This is a genomic window from Psychrobacter sp. H29, from assembly GCF_059073055.1.
Genome location: NZ_JCACRY010000001.1, coordinates 416,885 through 438,147, shown reverse-complemented (window position 1 = coordinate 438,147; position 21,263 = coordinate 416,885). Strand labels below are relative to the sequence as shown.

The 21,263-nt window shown below is 43.8% G+C and carries 18 protein-coding genes; 14 read left to right on the top strand and 4 right to left on the bottom strand.

Annotated elements, in window-relative coordinates; genetic code table 11:
- Position 1: 1 nt before the first annotated feature.
- The gene (ttcA, locus tag AC5JP1_RS01805; RefSeq protein WP_493842888.1) at positions 2 to 1,180 is read right to left on the bottom strand and encodes a tRNA 2-thiocytidine(32) synthetase TtcA; all 1,179 of its coding nucleotides are present in this window, start codon (positions 1,178 to 1,180) and stop codon (positions 2 to 4) included.
- A 342-nt stretch (positions 1,181 to 1,522) separates the two neighbouring features.
- Between ttcA and queC the strand changes: the two genes are divergently transcribed.
- The 12 genes from queC (at position 1,523) to AC5JP1_RS01745 (ending at position 14,616) form a co-directional block, all read left to right on the top strand.
- Positions 1,523 to 2,242 carry a 7-cyano-7-deazaguanine synthase QueC gene (gene queC, locus AC5JP1_RS01800; protein ID WP_493844414.1) on the top strand — a complete coding sequence of 240 codons (720 nt, stop codon included), beginning with the start codon at positions 1,523 to 1,525 and terminating at the stop codon, positions 2,240 to 2,242.
- Positions 2,243 to 2,464: 222 nt separating this feature from the next.
- Positions 2,465 to 2,794, top strand: coding sequence for a hypothetical protein (locus AC5JP1_RS01795; protein WP_319050543.1), 330 nt, complete (start codon positions 2,465 to 2,467; stop codon positions 2,792 to 2,794).
- Between the two features lie 163 nt (positions 2,795 to 2,957).
- Entirely contained in the window at positions 2,958 to 3,455 is a 498-nt protein-coding gene (locus AC5JP1_RS01790) for a peroxiredoxin (protein WP_493842887.1), read from the top strand.
- 123 nt (positions 3,456 to 3,578) lie between these two features.
- Entirely contained in the window at positions 3,579 to 5,066 is a 1,488-nt protein-coding gene (locus AC5JP1_RS01785; RefSeq protein WP_493842886.1) for a dihydrolipoyl dehydrogenase, read from the top strand.
- Positions 5,067 to 5,213: 147 nt separating this feature from the next.
- A complete protein-coding gene (locus AC5JP1_RS01780) occupies positions 5,214 to 6,389 on the top strand; it encodes a mechanosensitive ion channel family protein (protein ID WP_493842885.1) in 1,176 nt (391 codons plus the stop codon).
- Positions 6,390 to 6,583: 194 nt separating this feature from the next.
- A complete protein-coding gene (gene rlmKL, locus AC5JP1_RS01775; RefSeq protein ID WP_493842884.1) occupies positions 6,584 to 8,890 on the top strand; it encodes a bifunctional 23S rRNA (guanine(2069)-N(7))-methyltransferase RlmK/23S rRNA (guanine(2445)-N(2))-methyltransferase RlmL in 2,307 nt (768 codons plus the stop codon).
- Between the two features lie 233 nt (positions 8,891 to 9,123).
- Positions 9,124 to 9,699, top strand: coding sequence for a TerD family protein (locus tag AC5JP1_RS01770; RefSeq protein ID WP_057760825.1), 576 nt, complete (start codon positions 9,124 to 9,126; stop codon positions 9,697 to 9,699).
- 222 nt (positions 9,700 to 9,921) lie between these two features.
- Positions 9,922 to 10,989: a DUF475 domain-containing protein gene (locus AC5JP1_RS01765; protein ID WP_493842883.1), complete on the top strand. Its 1,068-nt coding sequence runs from the start codon at positions 9,922 to 9,924 to the stop codon at positions 10,987 to 10,989.
- Positions 10,990 to 11,213: 224 nt separating this feature from the next.
- Positions 11,214 to 12,143, top strand: coding sequence for a glutaminase (locus AC5JP1_RS01760; RefSeq protein ID WP_493842882.1), 930 nt, complete (start codon positions 11,214 to 11,216; stop codon positions 12,141 to 12,143).
- Positions 12,144 to 12,450: 307 nt separating this feature from the next.
- Positions 12,451 to 13,026 (top strand): TerD family protein, encoded by a 576-nt coding sequence (locus AC5JP1_RS01755; protein WP_319050551.1) that lies wholly within the window; start codon positions 12,451 to 12,453, stop codon positions 13,024 to 13,026.
- 168 nt (positions 13,027 to 13,194) lie between these two features.
- A complete protein-coding gene (locus AC5JP1_RS01750) occupies positions 13,195 to 13,947 on the top strand; it encodes a TIGR00266 family protein (RefSeq protein ID WP_319050552.1) in 753 nt (250 codons plus the stop codon).
- Between the two features lie 60 nt (positions 13,948 to 14,007).
- Positions 14,008 to 14,616, top strand: coding sequence for a TerD family protein (locus tag AC5JP1_RS01745; protein WP_319050553.1), 609 nt, complete (start codon positions 14,008 to 14,010; stop codon positions 14,614 to 14,616).
- A gap of 150 nt (positions 14,617 to 14,766) precedes the next feature.
- Here the strand turns inward: AC5JP1_RS01745 and AC5JP1_RS01740 are convergent, their stop codons facing one another.
- Positions 14,767 to 16,041 carry a TerD family protein gene (locus tag AC5JP1_RS01740; protein WP_493842881.1) on the bottom strand — a complete coding sequence of 425 codons (1,275 nt, stop codon included), beginning with the start codon at positions 16,039 to 16,041 and terminating at the stop codon, positions 14,767 to 14,769.
- Between the two features lie 294 nt (positions 16,042 to 16,335).
- Between AC5JP1_RS01740 and AC5JP1_RS01735 the strand changes: the two genes are divergently transcribed.
- Entirely contained in the window at positions 16,336 to 17,475 is a 1,140-nt protein-coding gene (locus AC5JP1_RS01735; protein WP_493842880.1) for an ATP-grasp domain-containing protein, read from the top strand.
- Positions 17,476 to 17,639: 164 nt separating this feature from the next.
- Here the strand turns inward: AC5JP1_RS01735 and AC5JP1_RS01730 are convergent, their stop codons facing one another.
- Both AC5JP1_RS01730 and AC5JP1_RS01725 read right to left on the bottom strand, forming a co-directional pair.
- On the bottom strand, positions 17,640 to 18,380 hold the full coding sequence (locus AC5JP1_RS01730) for an MHYT domain-containing protein (protein ID WP_493842879.1): 741 nt from the start codon (positions 18,378 to 18,380) through the stop codon (positions 17,640 to 17,642).
- A gap of 122 nt (positions 18,381 to 18,502) precedes the next feature.
- The gene (locus tag AC5JP1_RS01725; RefSeq protein WP_493842878.1) at positions 18,503 to 19,210 is read right to left on the bottom strand and encodes a hypothetical protein; all 708 of its coding nucleotides are present in this window, start codon (positions 19,208 to 19,210) and stop codon (positions 18,503 to 18,505) included.
- Positions 19,211 to 20,003: 793 nt separating this feature from the next.
- Between AC5JP1_RS01725 and AC5JP1_RS01720 the strand changes: the two genes are divergently transcribed.
- Positions 20,004 to 21,227, top strand: a complete 1,224-nt coding sequence (locus tag AC5JP1_RS01720) for a S1 family peptidase (RefSeq protein ID WP_493842877.1) — start codon at positions 20,004 to 20,006, stop codon at positions 21,225 to 21,227.
- Positions 21,228 to 21,263 lie beyond the last annotated feature (36 nt).

Sequence of the window (21,263 nt, the reverse complement as noted above, 5' to 3'; positions counted from 1 at the left end):
GCTAAATAATAGGGTTAATCGTTGGAATTTTTTGGGCGGTACGCTCACTTTTTGAGGTACTGTCTGCTGCTAATTCTGGCGCTACCGGATGTAACTTCTCGCTGGCGAACTTTGGATTGAACGTCTGCGTTTTTGGTGATACTGGCAAACCAATATCCGCCAAGCTATCAGTCTGCCCTGCTTGAATATTGTCACCCTCAAATAAACGCTCATCATTATCACGATCAAGACTGAGTGTTTCAAAGTCAAACAACTCACGGTCAGCTAATTGCGATGGCGCTACGTTTTGCATGGCTTTAAAGATAGAAGCCAAACGCTGCGGATGCGCATCATCCCATTCACGTAACATGTCATTAATAATAGCGCGTTGTAGATTGGTCTGACTGCCACACAAATTACAAGGAATGATCGGAAATTCTTTTAATTTGGCATATTCAATGATGTCTTTTTCTTCGACATAGGCTAGCGGGCGAATCAGCATGTTTTGCTTGTCATCGCTCAACAATTTAGGTGGCATTGATTTAAGCGCCCCGCCATGGAATAGGTTTAAAAAGAAAGTCGCAAGCATGTCGTCGCGATGATGCCCAAGCGCAACTTTGGTGGCACCGATTTGTTTGGCAAAACCATATAGTGAGCCTCGGCGCAGACGTGAGCACGCTGAACAGTAAGTTTTACCCTCTGGTACCACGCTTTTGACGATACTGTAGGTGTCTTTTTCTAAAATATAATGGGCAATGCCTTGCTGATTGAGATATGCAGGTAAAATATCTTCAGGGTAGCCAGGCTGCTTTTGATCCAGATTGACCGCGACGATGTCAAAATGAATGGGGGCAATGCGTTTTAATAACAATAAAATATCCAGTAAGGTATAGCTGTCTTTACCGCCTGAGACGCAGACCATCACCACATCACCATCTTCGATCATATTAAAATCACGAATGGCCCATGATACTTGACGGCGTAGCTTCTTTTGGAGTTTACGAAAGTATGTAGACTCAGTAGGCGCCTGAGTATCGGCAGCTTGCTTAGCAACGACATCCTCATTGCTAGACGCTTTAGCCTCTGTGTCGGTATCGTCCTCTAGAACATAGCTGCTAAATCCTGTTTCACCAGACATATGATCAGACATCTCATCAAACTTAGGAGGGATGTTTGGCGTAAATAAAGTTGCTGCAGTCATAAGTTACTCAATATCTTTATAAGAAGGGTTTTGCGATAAAACAGTTTGCAGTAAAGCACAGTGAATGACCTGTGGTGGCTGGTGCTTTTAAAGCGGCAATTATAACAAATATTGCTAACAGATTGAAAAGAGGACAGTCATTTGGACTTTATTTTTATCAGCATACTGACCACGTTCGCCTTGGCTACTTAATGATGCCTGATTGGTCGCTTCATGGTTCTGTAGTCGCTGGATTTTTGCTAAAATAGCCGTTTTCGTAAACCAATAATAGATATCACTATGACTAACGTTACTTTTCAGGATACTTCTCTCCCTCAATCCTCCGATACTGAGTTGGACGCTATTAACAAAAACCAAAACGCTGTTGTCCTATTATCAGGTGGTCTTGATTCGGTCACTTGTTTGTATTGGGCAAAAGCACGCTATGCCTCTGTGACAGCGGTCAGCTTTAATTATGGTCAACGTCACAATAGCGAGCTTGTCGCAGCAAAGACCATCGCAGAGACAGCAGACGTTAATCATAGAATCATTGATATTGATATCGCCCAACTTGGTGGGTCGTCGCTCACCGACCATAGCATGATCGTACCAGATGGTGATTCAGATAAATTCCCTAGCAAAAAGCGTGACGAGATTGACAATGACGCTATCCCAAACACTTATGTGCCTGCACGTAATACAATCTTTTTGTCTTATGCACTAGCCGTTGCAGAAGTAACGGATGCCAACCATATTGTCATTGGGGTCAGCTCAGTCGATTATTCTGGCTACCCAGACTGCCGCCCAGAGTACATAGAAGCCTTTGAGCACATGGCCAATCTTGCCACAAAAGCTGGCGTTACCGGTCATCGCTTGTCTATTCAAACGCCACTGCAACAACTGTCTAAAGCGCAAACGATTGAGCTTGGTCTGTCGTTGGGTGTCGATTATGGACAAACGATTTCTTGTTATCGTGCAGATGCGAATGGTTTGGCTTGCGGGGTTTGTGACAGCTGTGCATTACGTCGTCAAGGGTTTAGCCAAGCTGGCGTCACTGATCCTACTCATTATCAAGCAGGATAGAGACGACAGACTGCGGATCAAACAGCGCTACCAATCAACATTAGCGAAACATTCGCTTGCATTAACACAGCACGTCGCCATTGTATTTCAATCGATATAATTGCTATGGTATGAACGATTATCTGTGTCATCAGATGAAATCGACCGTTATAGTCGCTCATATGCTGATGACGCACTGAATACCAAATCTACAAAACTGACGCTACCTGTAAGAGGAAATTTATGAAGTTATTGCCAGTATTACCCCTAGCCTTGGCTGCCGTATTTGCCATGCCACAAGCCAATGCTACCGATATCAAGCAGGATAATATCAACTCTTGTGTCAATGGCGCAGTCAAATATAAAGTTGCTAGTAAAAACGACGCTACTAAACTGTGTAATTGTACTATCGGCGTGCGTAGTAATATGACGATTGGTCAGATGTGGGAGATCGAAAGCTACGCAAAAGATAAAAAAGATCCCTCTGGCTTGCCTTATGTAAAAACCATGCAAAAAGACTTGCAACAGTGTACGGTCGGATTGGATTTGAAGCAGCCACAGAAACCTGCTTAACCGACTACTTATTTGATATACAAAAGACTGGCCATTGCCAGTCTTTTTTGTTGGCAATGAATGAGCAAAGTGTAAAACTGATTATTTATTTCTATTAATCTGCCTATAATAAGAACACGATAAATAAAACCAACATATAATCAAAACCAACAAGGATTTTACAATGGCCAAGCCAACCACAGAAACCATCGACCTACCTGACTTTCCAGTAACAATAGTACGCAAGCTCGCTGGTAACTTCATCCATGATGAAATCAGTCTAAAAGAGATGGTTGCCAATACGGACAAAGGTCTTATTCTCTATTTTTATCCAAAAGACAGCACCCCTGGCTGTACTACTCAAGCGACTGAGTTTACCGCTCATCTCCACGAATTTGATGATTTAGGTTATGACATCATTGGTGTCTCTCGTGATAGCGTCGAGTCTCACGAAAAGTTCATCGACAAGTATGATCTACAAATCCCGCTTATCAGTGACACTGATGAGCAGCTCTGCCAGTATTTTGAAGTTATTAAAGAAAAAAATATGTATGGCAAGATTACTCTAGGTCTGGTGCGCTCTGCATTTGTATTTGATAAAGACAGTCAATTGACTCATGCGCAGCGAAACCTACGTGCCAAAGACTACACCAGTCGCTTACTGACTATATTAGCACCATAATCTATAAGCTGAGCCATTTAATCAGCAGTTACGCACTATCCATAAACATGATGACCGCTTGAATATAAAGGTCTTGGCCAATAAAACGCACTGCTACTACAACCCTTCCTACTAGAGAATAATATGAACAAACCGTCTGATACTACTGATAATGCACCACATAACATCACACGCCACGTTTCTGTTGCCATTATTGGCGCTGGTACCGCAGGTCAAAATGCCTTTCGCCAAGCGAGCAAAATAAAGGACGACGTCGTCATTATCAATGAAGGGTTTTGGACAACAACTTGTATCGCAGTCGGTTGTATGCCTAGTAAGCTACTTATTGCGGCGGCTGATCGCGCACATGATACCAATAACTCTAGCGAGTTCGGTGTTCATGCAACAGCAAAAATTGACGGCAAGCAGGTCATGCAGCGTGTGCGTGACGAGCGCAGTCATTTTGCCAGCTACATCAAAAAACAAGTAGACAGCTGGCCCGATCACAAAAAAATCGATGGACGTGCTCGTATTAATGAGCATGGATTGATTGAGGTAAATGACGAGATCATCTCAGCTGAACAAATCATTGTGGCGACAGGTAGCTCACCGTTTATTCCTGATGGCTGGGCAGACAAGCTTGGCGATACCATGCTCACCTCTAATAGTGTTTTTGAGCTGACAGATTTGCCCAAATCTATGGCCGTCGTCGGTGCTGGCGCTATCGGTCTAGAGCTTGCGCAGGCATTCACGCGTTTGGGCGTTGAGGTCACGCTCCTAAACCGAGTCAAGCAAGTAGCTGGTCTCAAAGATGAGGATATTAACCACAAAGCCATCGACTGCTTGAGTAGTGAGCTCACCATGCATTTGGGAAGCACCATCAACAATGTCGGTACAACATCAGATAGCGGTAACACGAGTGCGTTTATCGAATATGAGGATAGTGCAGGCACATCTCAGCGATGGCAAGGTGAGTATGTGCTGGTCGCTACTGGTCGCCGCAATAATATCAAGCAGCTCGGAGTCGAGAACTTAGGCGTTGAGCTTGATGATAAAAACCGTCCAAAAGACTTAAGTAAAAAGACGGGGCAAATTGGTGACTTGGATATCTATATTGTCGGTGACGCCAATGCCAATATTCCGCTGCTACATGTCGCTAGTGACGAAGGCTATAGTGCAGGCAATATGGTCTGCGAAAATACAGAAAACGCATATATCCGTCCACCTGCCCCGCCTTTTTCTATTGTTTTTTGCTCACCGCAAATCGTCAATATCGGTATGTCATTACCAGAAATCCAAAACGACTCAGAGCTTGAGTTTGTTATCGGTAGCGTGAGCTTTGACAATCAGGGCCGTAGCCGAGTGATGGGTGTCAATTGCGGATTGCTACATATCTATGGGTGCAAAAAAACCGATAGAATCTTGGGTGCTAGTATGGTCGGTCCTGATGCTGAATATATCGGTCATATATTAGCCACTGCGATTACCAATGACTTGTGTATCAAACAACTGTTAGACACGCCTTTTTATCATCCTACGATACTAGAGGGACTACGTACGGCGCTGCGTGATGTTCAGGATAAAATGAAAATTCCATATCAGTCTCAAGACACTCAGGAAGACAATTTTTAATTGATGACCAAACAATCCTATGTAGTCATGAGCAGCATCTTTAGATATAAGTCATGCTCAGTAGTAATATATTTGATTGCTTTGACCACTTGAGGTAACTTATTAGTAGATACCTCATATATAAAAATTTGTACAAACACACCCTGTATGGATGAAACAATGCCTATCGCCAGTGTTACCGACTTTTTTAAAGAGATCATTCGTGACCTGCATACTAGCCTCTACCTTGCTCTGGGTGGCTCCATAGATGAAGAATCCCTTAATTGGTCCTCTCAGGCGGTAGAGCTGACAAGTACTGGCATCAAAATCCTAATACTGCTTGCAGTATTGGGTTTTTTTTATTGGTTAGCCAACTATATCCTGAGACAAAGCAGAGCCAAAATTCATTTGAACGAGCGCCGTACCAAAATCGCTCGCTCAACACTACGTTACGTGTGGATTGTGGCGAGCCTGATTGCAATCATGAGTCAAATAAACTTTGAACCGGAAACGATCAAAGCCACAGTAAAAGCGAGCACTTGGGCTGGTATTTACTACGTGCTCTGGGCATCATCAGGTCAAATCATTCATAAAGTATTGCAGCATTACGGTCTCAACGCCTCGATAGAGCAGCTGCTCAAAAATATTTTATCGGTGCTCATATTGGTACTCGGTCTTGCCAGCGTGATGGCACAATTTGGCTTTGATATCGTATCATTGGTTGCTGGTTTGGGCATTGTTGGCTTAGCAGTCGGCTTTGCAGCTCAGTCAACCCTTGCCAACTTTATTGCAGGTATTACGATTTTGCTAGAGCAGTCCTTTCAGGTTGGCGACTGGATTCATATCAATGATAACGAAGGGCGCGTGGTACTCATTGCTTTACGCACAACCCATATCCTGACGCGAGACAATATCACGGTCATTATCCCAAACTCCAACGTTGCCTCCTCTGAGGTGATCAATTTAACCTCCAAAAATTTCATCCGTTTTGATATACGTGTGCGTATTGCCTTCGAAGACGACATCGAGATGGCGCGCAAAGAGATTTTGCAAGTGCTCAGCAATACCGATGCGGTGCTCAATCGTCCTGAGACTTCCGCCACAGTCGCCGAAATTGGTGAGTATGGCGTGTTTTTTATTGTGCGTTTTTGGGTAAAACCAGCAGCGGTTGCACGTATACCCAAAATCAAAGAAGTATTGCAAGAAGAGATCAAAGTTGCTTTTGATGCCGCTGAAATCTCGACGCCCTACCCGCATATGCGCCTGCTTATGCCAAAAGACGTTGACTACCCTATCGCGACCAAACCTTTTGCCACTACTACCCAAGTGGTTCCAGAAGAGTGACCTTTAGCAACATATAAGTAGACATGTGACGTCTATAGACACATAACGTGATATGTTTGATCAGATTCTATGGGTTTGATCATATAGGTACGTCCTCATTTTGAACTATCCCACCACGAATTATGGTAAAATTGCGGGTTACACCGTCCCTCTTATTATTTGCTTTTTTGTCAATTTAGCCCACAGGTATCCGTATGACCGAACAAACTGCCCCCGCATCTCCAGCAACCGTTACACCAGAGTTGATGCTTGATCTTATCATTACCTGTGCCGATGGGCTTGAGGCACCGCTGCAGACTGAGCTGACCAGTTTTGGTATTGAGAGCGATATCAAGAGTACGGGACGTCTTGCCGTCACTGGCAACTTGCGTGACTTATACACTATTTGCCTATGGTCGCGTGTCGCCTCACGAGTATTGATGCTCATCAAACGTCGAAACATTAACGCAGAATATGATGTGGCAGAGCAGCTCTATGGTTTGGCAAAATCGGTCAATTGGACAGAGCAGTTTAGCTTGGAGCAAACCTTTGCGATTCGTCTGTCTGTCGATAAACGTGTCGCGGTGAGCCAGCAGTTTGCGATGCTACGTGTCAAAGACGCTATTGCAGACACTTTCAACGAAGTTTACGACAGCCGCCCTAATGTCGATAGCAAAAACCCAGATTTTTCTATTTTTGCGACCATCAATGACAAGCAAGCCGAGTTGTATCTAGATTTGTCAGGCACCAGCTTGCATCGCCGCGGTTATCGTGTGGCCATGACAGAAGCCCCACTAAAAGAAAACCTAGCGGCCGCCCTACTTTATAGTGCGGGCTGGCATAAGAAAAACGAGGCAGGCAACGCGCCTTATTACAATGCCTTGATCGATCCTATGTGCGGCTCTGGGACGTTTCTGATCGAAGCACTACTCATGCACTGCGATTACGCTGTGGGTATCGACAAAGCTGCTAATCAATTTGGCTTTTATGAGTGGCAGCATCATGATGAGACGCTATGGCAGGAGATGATTGATGATGCTCAGACACGCTTTCGTGATGCCTTAGATATTGCTAATGAGCAACCAGATACCTTGCCACTGATGCTAGGGTTTGATGCTGACAATGGCGCAATCATCGCCACCGAAAAAAATCTAATTGCCGCAGGGTTACAAGACTTACTCCCGCTACTCGATATCGAAACCCGTGCCCTTGATCAACTGGGCAGCACGCTAAAACCACTGGTCAATGACGGTCGATTGAATAACCCCTTGATCATCACTAACCCACCTTATGGTGAGCGTTTGGGTGATGAGGAGATGATTAAACCGTTATACCAAGCGATTGGGCTTATTATTCAGGACAGCTTTGCTGGTAGCGGTATCGACCCAATGCTCGGCATCCTGGCGTCTCGCGTTGAGCAAGTAGATATACTCCCTATCAAAAAGCCGCGTACTCTGCGCTGCCATAATGGTGCGATCACGGTTTACTTCCGCTATGGAACACTGATCTCTGGGCAAACAGGCCACCTTGTCAGTCAGTTTGAGAAACGTGAAATCGAAGTGGAAGAAGGACAGGATTTTATTAATCGTCTACAAAAGAATCTTGGCAAACTTAAAAAGCTTGCCAAGAAAGGCAACGTGAGTAACATTCGTGTATACGATGCTGATTTACCTGATTTTAAAGTAGCTATCGACTTATATGGTGATTACGCCCATGTACAAGAGTATGCACCGCCAAAAACTATCCCACCTGAGACGGCCAAAAAGCGCTTCAACTTGGCATTGATGGGTATTCGTGAAGTGTTTGATATTAACCGCGAACAAATCTTTATCAAAACACGGGCACGCCAGTCAGGTAATGATCAGTACAGCAAACAGAACACCACTGAAAAACGTGGCAAGTTTCATGTTGCCCGTGAAGATGGTGCCTATCTCTATGTTAACTTTACCGATTATTTAGATACAGGCTTGTTCATCGATCACCGTAATATGCGCGCACGCATCAAAGACAACAGTCGCGGTAAAGCCGTACTCAATCTATTTGCTTACACGTGTACCGCTAGTGTCCATGCCGCTCTCGCTGGCGCTAAAAAAGTCACCAGCGTTGATTTGTCACAGAATTACCTAGATTGGGGCAAACAAAACTTTGTATTGAATGGTCTGGACGTTAGCCGCAACAAGTATCAATTCGTCGCGGCTGATATCTTTGAGTGGATCAAAGACAATACCGAGCAATTCGACGTTATCTTTATTGATCCGCCGACATTCTCAAACTCTAAAAAGTTCCAAGGTACCTTTGATGTGCAACGGGATCATGCCGCACTAATCAATCGTGCGATGAATCGTCTGACCTCCGATGGCGTCTTATACTTTTCTAATAACTTCACGCGCTTTGAGCTAGATGAGCAGTTGATAGAGCGCTACGATATCGTCGATATTACGCAAAAAACCATTGGCTTTGATTTTAATATCAAAAAGCCAATTCATCAGAGCTTTGAGATTCGTCATCGCCAGAGTCTATAATGTAGCAAATACGAAGGTTCTTTATGTGAGTGGAGCAATGAGCAGTAGTCACATAACTGTCTGAAACGTAAGTTTTTTGCTCTATGTATATGAAATATAACCATGACCCAATCGGCTTTGATTGGGTCATTTTTTGTTGTTATGATAGAGCGTTACTAGGCGATGGGTTTGCGCAGATATAGCGTAACCATCGCCTTTTATTTCATAGTACTTCTAATAACAAGGATAACATTATGGCTTTATCACTCAACAAAGGCGGCAATCTGTCACTCACAAAGACGGATCCAAATTTAACCAAGTTACTTATTGGTCTTGGCTGGGATGAACGCGCCACCTCTGGTGCCGAATTCGATCTTGATGCCAGTGTGTTTTTGTTAAATGGTGCTGGCAAAGTACGCGGCGATCACGACTTTATCTTTTACAATCAGCTCAAATCTGACAATGGTGCGGTCGAGCACACTGGTGACAACCGTACTGGCGAAGGCGACGGCGATGATGAAGTCATCAAAGTCAACCTAACTCAAGTTCCTGCTGACGTAGACAAAGTGGTTGTGACTGTGACCATCCATGACGCGGCTGCTCGTAGTCAAAACTTTGGTCAGGTGGCAAACGCCTTTATCCGCGTAGTCAATGAAGAAACGGGCACTGAAGTGGTTCGTTTTGATCTGGCAGAAGACTATTCTGTTGAGACGGCAATGGTATTTGGTGAAGTATATCGCCATAACGGTGAATGGAAATTCCGCGCAGTAGGTCAAGGTTACTCAGGTGGCCTACAAGCAATGTGTCAGCAGTATGGTGTCGACATCTAAAGGCGTATCTATATTGGCATTTAGACCCTCATCGGTCCTAAATATCACGTCCAAAACGTAGAGCAATCATCGTTGCAAATAGTCACAATTTTTAATGCTCAAATGACTAGTAATGCTTTACGTTTCGTTTAAAATTATGCATAAAAAGTGGTTAGCAATAGCCACTTTTTTGCGGCTTGTGTCTATACTAGACCAGCTTTACGCAACCAGACAGGATGTGTCATGAGACATTTTTATTTAGATTTTATCTTTACCGCAATTGCGTTGGCAATCGCAGCATGGTGGGGATATTCACATGGCGGTATGGGCGGCTTGATAGCCACGCTCTCGATTACCGCTATTTTGGCCGTCATGGAGATTTCGTTGTCTTTTGATAACGCGGTGGTCAACGCCTCAGTCCTCAAAGGCTGGGACGAGTTTTGGAAAAAGATATTTTTGACCGTTGGTATTTTGATCGCAGTTTTCGGTATGCGCTTGGTATTCCCTATTGTCATCGTCGCTGTTACTGCTGACCTTGGTATGATGCAAGTAATCGATTTGGCATTGAACAACCCTCAAGAGTACTCAGCCAGACTGATGGCACATCATGCTGAAATATCAGCATTTGGTGGTATATTCTTATTACTGGTCTTCTTGAACTTTATATTTGATGACAAAGACGTACATTGGTTTAATTGGCTTGAGAGCCGCCTAGCAAAGCTTGGCAAAGTTGATGCTATGAGTGTGTTTGTTGCGCTTATCGTCTTGATGATTGCCGTATCGTGGGCTTCTGCTGAGCAATCAAGTGCTGTCTTGATCGCTGGTGTTTGGGGTATCTTGGTATACCTTGGTGTGCAAGTCGTATCAGGTATGCTTGAGGGTGACCTTGAAGCCGACTTAGAGAACGAAGAGAATGGCTCAGGTGCAGCTGCAACCAGCGCTATTATGAAAGGCGGTATCATTGGTTTCTTATACTTAGAAGTCCTTGATGCTTCATTCAGTTTCGATGGTGTGATTGGCGCATTCGCGATTACCAATGACGTTATCGTTATCATGCTGGGTCTTGCGATTGGTGCGATGTTCGTACGTTCTATGACTATCTTCTTAGTGGACAAAGGCACGCTTGATGAGTTTATCTATCTTGAGCATGGTGCACACTACGCTATCGGTGCCTTGGCACTCATCATGTTGTTGTCAGTCAAGTTCCATGTTCCAGAGATTATTACTGGTCTTATTGGTATTGCCTTTATCGGTTGGGCGCTGCTGGCATCACTGCAGCACCGCAAAGCTGAAAGAGCAAGCTTAAACTAAGACAGATTATTAGTATTGTATCTACTGTTACGCATTTAGGCAGGTCATATCATCAGGTATGACCTGCTTTTTTTCGTCACTTTTAGCGCGATATAACCCCATCCTTTATTCATGTATGCGTATACTACGAGTACGTCATTCTGTATGATGAGCGCTTGACTATAGGCACCCCGCTTCATTACCAAATGCCTCATCCTTCAACAATACGACAAAAATAAGACCTCATGATTGATATACAGCAAATTCTTGATGATATCGCCGCAGAAATGGCAGTTGAAACCGATCGCGGAAAAGTAGCAGACTACATACCTCAGCTGGCACATGTAGATGCAGACCAGTTTGGTATGGCAGTCGCTACCCCCGATGGACAGCTCTATACTGCAGGAGATGCTAGTACACTCTTCTCAATCCAAAGTATCTCTAAGGTATTTACCCTGACTATTGGTCTTGGCAAGTTAGGTGATGGGCTGTGGACACACGTTGGTCGTGAGCCATCTGGTGACCCCTTTAACTCAATTGTGATGCTCGAGCATGAGACTGGGCGCCCACGCAATCCATTTATCAATGCCGGCGCTATTGCGGTAGTGGATGCTATTATGATGGGTCATAAACCCAAAGAGACATTGGGTGAGATTCTTCAATTTGTTCACCTCATTGCAGATGACGAGTCAATTCGCTTTGATCATAAAGTAGCGGCGTCTGAGATGGCGCACAAAGACCGAAACGCCTCTTTAGCACACTTTATGAAATCCTTTGGTCGTCTAAAACATGAGGTGGACAATGTATTAGGTACCTATTTTCATCAATGCTCGATTGCCATGAATTGCCAACAGTTAGCCAGTGCCGGTCTGTACTTAGTCTCTAATGGGGTTGATAAGCACTCAGGAGTACGTGTGATCAATGAACACCGAGCACGGCGTATTAACTCACTAATGATGATGTGTGGTCATTATGATGGTTCTGGAGAGTTTGCTTACCGTGTGGGCTTACCTGGTAAAAGTGGCGTTGGTGGCGGTATTTTGACCATAGCGCCCGGTAAAGGCTCTATCGCGGTATGGTCACCAGGGCTTGATCATATAGGCAACTCTAAACTTGGATTAAAAGCGCTAGAGCGTTTTGTGCAAGAAACTGGTTGGTCAGTTTTTGCAGAATAAGCACGACATGTATATGTGCTTAGATTAGACGTTTACTTTTCATAACAATATCTTATCCACTATTGCTAAGATGATTAAAAAGTATCAAGTTTGCAGGGTTATTATGTCCCTTGGTAAGCATATAGTAAGCGCACAAAATACGCCTTGCTTAGTGAGCGAACGCTTAGTATAGTAAAACGTAATGATATACAGCATATAGCGTACAGCTCAGTTTTTTGCTGTTCTGGCTGATATATCAGTCACTGCACAACTTTTAATTTATTTTTTATAATTAATCCACTTAACTATTAATCCAAAGGATATTTGTATGGCTATTAGCTTAACAAAAGGCGGCAACGTAAACTTATCAAAAGAAGCGCCAGGTTTAACTAACATTACAGTCGGTCTAGGCTGGGATCCACGCGCAACTGACGGTCAAGAGTTTGACTTAGATGCCATTGGCTTTTTGATCAATGAAGCAGGAAAAGTCCGTAATGACCAAGATTTTATCTTTTTTAACAACCTAAAATCAGATAATGGCGCTGTTGAGCACACTGGTGACAACCGCACTGGTGAAGGCGATGGCGATGACGAAAAAATCAAAATCAATCTTGCTAACATCCCATCTGATGTAAACAAAGTAGCCATTTGTGCCATTATTTATGAAGGTCAGGCACGTAACCAAAACTTTGGTCAAGTTGGCGATGCTTATATCCGTGTCGTAAATGATAATGGCGAATCTGAAATCGCTCGTTACGACCTATCAGAAGATGGTAGTACTGAAACGGCTATGATCTTCGGCGAGTTATATCGTCATAATGGTGACTGGAAATTCCGTGCTGTTGGTCAAGGCTTCAGTGGTGGTCTTGGACCACTAGCAGCCTCTTATGGCGTCAACGTATAATATCGAAATAATGTAAACGTCTGACCAGCCAATTATCGCAATCAGGTGATTGTTTGCGATAATTATGAGCCATCAAGTGTGCCCTTTTAACGCATTTGATGGCTTTAAATTTAATTGGCTGACTAAAAAGCTACTTAAAAAAGATATTAGAATAAGGATTTGCCACCCATGTCCGCAACATTCAGTTTGATCGGTACTATTGAGCCTTTTTTACACTGTAATCTCAAAAAAGGCGATTCGATATATTGTGAAGCCAATGCAATGGTGATGATGGAGTCTAACCTTGAGTTAAAAGGTAAACTCCAAGGTGGACTTATGCAGTCACTCATGCGCCGTTTCGCCAATGATGAATCATTGTTTCAGCAGCAGATTGAAGCGGTCAATGGTGAAGGCGATTGTCTGCTCGCGCCTACGCTAGATGGTGATATGCAAATCATCGAGGTCGGCAAACAACAATATACGCTCAGCGATGGTGCGTTTGTTGCCGCGCAGACAGGTGTCGATATTAGAGCCAATATTCAGCGTAATCTGGGCGGTGCGGTATTTGGGGATACTGGTGGCTTCATGGTCATGCAGACCCAAGGTCAAGGACAGGTCGTGGTATCTGGCTTTGGCTCACTGTTTGAGATTGAGGTGACGCCAGACAAAGATGTCATTATTGATAACGGTCATGTCGTTTGCTGGGACTCGAACCTTGAGTATAAGCTATCCGTTTCGACCAGTAAGAAAAAAGGCATTATGAGCAATATCATCAACTCTGTAACCAGTGGCGAAGGTATGGTTCTGAACTTTTCAGGAACGGGCAAAGTGATTATTTGTTCGCGCAATCGCGATAGCTATCAAGGTTGGTTACAGAGCGTACTAGGCAGTAGCTCAGGTGGACGCGGCGGCGGTGGCGGATTTTTAGATAATATTTTATAGCATTTTTTAATCACGTTTTTATTCGCAGTTTTTACTCATAATTATTATAAGGATACTCACATGGCAGTTAGTCTACAAAAAGGGCAGAAAATCTCCCTAAGCAAAGAAGCTGGCGGCGATCTGACTCAGGTTAAATTGGGTCTGGGCTGGGATGTCGCTCAAGGTCCACAAGATAAAAAAGGTGGCTTTTTAGGCAAACTATTCGGCGGCGGTAGTGGCGGCGACTCTATCGACTTAGATGCTTCATGCATTATGTTCGATGCCAATAAACAAGCAGTTGACGCTATTTGGTTCAGTCAGCTAAAGTCAAAAGATGGCAGTATCGTCCATACAGGTGATAACCGTACTGGTGATGGCGATGGTGATGATGAAGTTATCAACGTCGATCTCTCAAGAGTCCCTGCCAATGTGGTCTCTCTAGTATTCACGGTCAATAGCTTTACCGGTCAAACCTTCGAAACGGTAGAGAATGCATTTTGCCGTATTGTTAACGCCAACAACAATAGCGAAGTAGCACGTTATAATCTGTCAGCACAAGGTGGACATACCGCGATGGTAATGGCAAAAGTTTATCGTCATAACAACGAATGGAAAATGCACGCGATTGGTGAAACTGCCTCTGGTCGTACCTTCCATGACTTGATGCCTGCTATCACACCACATGCATAATTGACTTGATATTTTGATTGGATAATAATTTATCTGATTTATTGACTCATTTTATTATAAGAAAGCCCGTCTATTCACAGACGGGGTTTCTTATTTGCCCAGTCGCTTTTGTAGCAACGAGGGGGTTTTCGAGTAGTATGGTTCAAGCCATTACTTACGTCCACGCTTCCAACTAAAACCCCAGTTGAAGGCTTTGTCCATTTCTTGATGGCCTTTAAAGTATTGATTGATGCGCTCTACATTGATACTGCCTTGCTGATTGACCAAACGCGCAATTGCACACATCGGCAAGTTACCAGCCCCTTCTGTTAGACGGGTCTCAATCGGTGACTGGTCCGGTACATGAATGGTCACAACACCATCGGTTTTTTCCCAGTTTGGCGCGCCTTCATAAATAAAGGCGAAAATAAACACCTCTTCAATCTGTGACCACTGCTGACCATTGATATCGAGCCACTCACCGCCGCTCACCTGCCCCGTTCTATCATCGGCTCGCAAGCACACATACGGCGCTGTTTGCAGACTACCAAAACGGTCACCCAACGCTTGAATCAGGGTTTTTTCACCGTTTTTTAGATGAATCATCGCGCCAACATCAAGATCAATACCGCTCGCTTGATGCTGTTTAAATAGATCTCCTAGGATGCCTTTTTTGGGAGCTGACTTGTTACTCTCTGGACGTTGGTTCCAGTCCAAGTTCACTGAAATCTTACCAAAGTCATCGCGTTTTTTAAGATTGATGCTCGATTGGTTTTTGGTTAACGTAATTTTGCTTAGATTAATCGACGGACTGGTAGGAATCGGTGGCGGAGTACTCGCTTGAGAGGTGTTGCCTGCTTTTTGCGTATTGATAGGTCGCTGCGTATTGATCGGTTGCGACTGATTTTGTACAGGGTTTTGCTGCTGCTCTGGTGCCTCATCTGCGATTTCGACTCCGAAATGTTCAGACAACGGTTTTAACCCACCTTCAAATCCTTGAGCAATAAAACGAAACTTCCAACTACCCTGACGACGGTAGCACTCCGCCAAAATAATGGCTTTTTCGTTACGCCCAGCAGCACTCAATTGGCAACTCATGAGTACCTGACTGCCTTGTAGGACTTGAATATCCACGTCGCCAACTTGGGCCAATGCCTGCGCGCTAGAGAACGCCAAAGCGATTTTTTCGATACTCGTAGGTTGTGCAGGTAAGTTGATATCAAAAAACCCATCACTATCGTGACCACGAAAGCTAACGCTGCCATCATCGCTACGGGTCTGTCCATAAAATATCATATCGCCATCGCCGCGTACCTTGCCATCTGTGGTTAGGCGATACGCTGCGCAGTCAATAGCGCTTTGGCTCAAGATACGAATACTGATATTGTCAGTTGGTAACGGTGCATTGGCACCTGCCACTAATGTTTGGGGTTGCACTTGACTCATTATCTGTCCTTTGGATTATTTATTATCTCGTTGTCATTTTGATTGCTATGTCCATCATCGTCATATAGTAGCATGGATATTATGAGAGTTTTGAACCGAGCAATCATACTTTGAGTCATAAAAACACTCTGAAAAATCCATGTGACTATTTCATGAGAGGCATTTATAAGAGGCGCCATTTGTATATAATACATGCTGCTAGATGATATCGTCTTGCCCTTATTGCTACCAGTTTTGCGGTAGCAATGCTGATTGATCCTGTTTCCTACACACAATGATAACGCTGAGAAAACTATGAATAACCTTGCTAACGATAGCGTCCACTCCACACCAGTAGCTGCTTGGTTAGCTGAAGGTCAGTCCAGCCAGCGCGATATGTTAGAGAGCCTGCAGACTCTAAAAAACCAGTTAAACGACTCTTTTAATATTATTGCCTCACACCGTCACAACCGCCCTGAGATTTTTGAATTTGCTGATAAGATCTATCGTGAGCCGTCTGAATCATTTATCAATGATGAAGCGCAAGCAATGAGTGCACCAGCTACGCCGCGCTGGCAATTTGTCTTAGAGCACGCCAAAGCAAACAATGTCAAAGTATTGCTGACTGGGCGTAATGGCGTCGATTACGAAGCACACCGTGAGATATTTGATGCGGCGGGTATTCGTTTGCTAACAGGAGCAACGAGCGTTGCGGCATTAGAGTCGATCGAAGATAAATTTGCCTTTATGCAACAGTGTCATGAGCACAGTATCCCTGTCGCTGATGCTTGGCGCTTTGACAATACTGCTGAGCTTGAGGCTTTACTCGCTGAGCACGGTCATCAGCCCCTATGCGTCAAACCTGTCGTCGGTATTTTTGCCCAAGGATTTTGGCGCTTGGATACAGGTAAGTCTGAAGACAGTGCTTACGATAGCTTTGAGCATTTATACTTTACTGAAGAGAAAAAAATAAATACCGCGCAGTTTATCAATGCTTACAACAATAGCGTAATGGTACATAAGCGCCCTATCCCTATGCTGCTTATGCCTTATCTATCAGGGCAAGAGTACTCAATCGATGTGGTCTGCGAATATGGTGAAGTACTAGCGGCCGTTACTCGCTATAAGACAGGCAAGATCCAGCATATTGGCTATGAGCAATCAGTCATGGATGTGGTTATTCCATTGATTAAAGCCTTTGGCTGTGACGGTATCGTGAGTGTACAAACCAAAGCCGATGATGACGGACAACACCGCGTCCTTGAGATTAATAGCCGCCCATCTGGTGGTATTGGTTACACCACGCATAGCGGGATCGATTTGACGCAAATTGGTTTTGGCTATTGGCTCGGCCTGACCGATAAACCAAAGTTGGCTGATATCACGCAGCAAATAGAGCCGTGTCAAGTACGCTCTATCATGGTGAGTGTCAAAATTGAAGACACTACTGAGTAACTGAAGATGCTGCTGAGTGACTGATTGCATACTTAAAAATACGACGTGTCAATAACCATATTAGTAGGCTCAAAAAGTAGCCACAAAAAAAGGGCTTTAGATGACTATCTAAAACCCTTTTTCCTGTATTCTTGATATATCAATAGCAAAGCAGTAACTTAAAGTTAGTCACCAAATACCAGTGTTGCTTTTTTAGGTGCATTCTTAGATGCAATAAACCACAACAAGCCCAATACGATAGCCGAACCGATAAAAATCATAATCGATGAAGATATAGCACTGTCATGCGTATAACCCATATCCATCATATGACCAGTCATATTCATCTCCATCGCTGCCATACCAACGTAATGCATACCGCAAACGGCGATGCCCATAATAAACGCACTACCAAAACGCTGTAGCGTACCGCGTAGATTGAAGGCCAACCATAATGCCGCAATAGCAGCCACGATAGCAATCACAATAGATGTAATCAAAAGCGGTATGTTGTATGACATAGTCGCGTCCATTTGCATCGAAGCCATACCAGTATAATGCATGGCTGCAACACCCAAACCTGTCAAAACACCACCGCCGATCAATCTACCGGTGCTAGAGTCGCCGCGTCCTACAATGATAATTCCCACAGCCACAAAGCCAACAGCCAGCAACATCGAGACAATCGTCAGACCTAAATCATAGGTAACTGGCATCTTCATGTCGACTGCCATCATGCCAATATAATGCATCGACCAAATAGCACCACCAATCGCAATCGAAGATAGCGCAACCCAAAAATACAGGTCTGAACCTGGTTTTGCAGAGGGTACTCGAATGGCAAGATTTAAACCAACATAAGAGCCAAATACTGCAATGGCATAAGAGACCAGTACCAAAAGTAAGTTATATTCAACTTCAATCATTTTTTTGCCTTTTGTGTTTAATAAAAACTGAGCCATATAACACTGATTTGGATCAACTGCAGGACATCATACGCTCGTTATTGGTTTACATAGACAGTGAGTTATCTATGCGTCGTGCTGACCTACCCGATGGTAAATTCGCAAATATTGGTACTACTGGCGCCGCAATTAGTCTCTTCGACTTGCACCCTATCTACAGCAGGGTTGCTTGCCAAAAACCCTTCTATGTATCCCACAACAAAGTGGCACCCTGAATGGTTGTGGTTTGCCGACTTGCAAAATGGACATTTGATTAAATAAATGACATTGTCTTTTGCTTTAATTTTGGACAACCCTTTCAGTGCTGGTACAAGCTCACGACTGATTGTCTTGGGCATTTTTAATGGGCTGCCCAGTGAATAATCTCGCTGATAAATACCGCCACCCACCTTGCGTCCCAACTCTTGCAACGCTGTTACACGGCGATCAAAAGGTAGGCTTGCCTCATACTCACTAACGATATCTGCTATCTTAGGATAATAGGCACCAATGGCGGATAGAACACTTTTTTCGTCTAAAACCTTTTGTGCAGGCGCGGTTGATGAGCTACTCTCGTCATCTATTTCTAAATTAAAAAGCGTGCACCCTTCAATCGAAGAAAGATCATCGATTAGTTCTTCTTGTGTCTTGGAGCCCATACTTCTCGCAATGACGTGGATGATATTGCCACCATTTCCTGACGACTCTTGTCTTTGGGAGACAAGTTGATAACCCGCTTTGATAAGTGGCGAGATGACATTAACCAAACGGACACGTTCAGAAGACGTCTCTAATGCACAAGAAAATTTCAAAGGTCACTCCTTTTCTAAAATACGACTAAGCTGCTATACCGAACCATTTATATATCAGGCAGCATGTCTAATGGAAGCATCGAGCTTCTATACTATTGACTGTTGTGCAATATAGATATTATGGAAAGGCGATATGTAAAATTCTTTTTTAACCATGCTATTCAGCATAGAATGACTAAACCGTCTTATTTTTAATAACTGATAAACGTGTAGGCATAGTTATCAAACATGGTATTACTTGCAGCTGGGCAACTTTTAGCTTTTCGTATATTTAAAGATAAAAAGTGAGCTTTAAGATAAGATTGGAACGGCTGGTCTTGAGTACTTCAAGTACGTGGTTAATTAGTACTTAGTAAGTGGTTACTTTATAGCTTCTTCATTTACTTCGTTAACAGTAATCTGCAATAAAGTTACTAAACAGTAATGAATTTTAATCGCATTATCATGATATTTATCTAGTCAAGCAAGACTTATTGATAGATTGTCCGATGGATGGTGACTATATCCGATAGATGGCTATCTATTATATAAACAAACATTAGTCTGCTTAATACAACGTTTTAGCATTATCATTGTGCTGTCTTCTATATATACTCTGCTCTCTGTCATTTGTGCTTACCACAGATCACCGTTGCTAGTAGATAAACATGCTGCTTATTCTAAAATATAGCGATACTTTTAATTTTCTATTTGTATCATGATGTATGAGTACTACTTTTTATGTCACTAGTACAACTACATTCAACACTATAATGACCGTGTGGATAAATAAAAAATCAATTAGGACTATACGATGACAGCACAGACCGCGCTCGTGTTAGGCGCCAACACCTTTATCACAAACGCGCAGTGCTCGATTACCTTCTCTACCGCCACACCCCTTAAATTTGGACAGCAGCTTGGGCTACTATGGCTGCCTCTAGATGCGAATCGCAAAGCGGTTTGTAGCCCTGCCTATCTGCATGAACTGAAAGATTGGGCGACAATAAACAATTCAAAAGACCCAAATATATGGCAGCTTGATTTACCTACATTATTTGATAAAAAAGGCGTTTATTTTTTACAGCTGATTGCTTATGTTTATCATGATCCTAATCTCAACCTACCTGCAGTTGAGCTAAAGGATGTTTGCTTGACGATCGATGATGGTGCCCTTCGCTATGACTTTACGGCGCGCGAACGTCACGTGAAAGCCGCTATCATCTTAGAGATATATCAGCGTAATGGACAACTCAAATGTCGGGCGCTTGGTGAATCATCGACCCAAGGATTGGCAAGTCTTGAGCGGCGCGCACAGGTCAGTTTCGATATGCGGTCACCTGATACACATGCACGTATTATAGAGGCCCAGCAACAGCACGCGCGTCCTAATAACGAAGTGCGTACGCCTCGTCAAGTGCAGTCAGGTGAGACGTGGACAGGCACGGCATTTGCCATTGATCCGTATCACCTGCTTACCTGTTATCATGTAATCGAGTCAGCCCAAATGATTGGTATACGCCAGCAGGGCCAGCCCGACCGCGAGGCACAAGTGGTACTCAGCGATATCGGTAGCGACTCCGCTATTATCAGAGTTAGCGACCCATTGCCTCACCATATTCCATTGGCGCAGCAGTGTAGTGATATATTGGGTGAAACCATTACCACATTGGGGTTTCCGCTATCGGGACTCAGCAGTCAACTACAAGTGACGCAAGGCTGTATCTCAGGGCTAACGGGCTTGAATGATGATATCCGTTATCTTCAGTTTACCGCGCCCATTCAACCCGGCTCTAGTGGTAGCCCATTATTGCTACCAACTGGCGAGGTCGTTGGTATGGTAACTGCCAGTCTGATCCATGAACACGCACAAAACATGAACTATGCGGTAAAATTTCAGTTATTATCTGCGCTGCTTGCAAGCGCTGGTATCAGCTTGGAGAATAGGACTGATAGATCAAGCGATATGACTTTAACCACACCGCAACTCAGCAAGCAAAGCCGTAGCGCGTTATGGCTGGTTGGCTGTCAGGGTTAAGAAATCTATACCTATATAAAATGAAAAGCGCAAAGG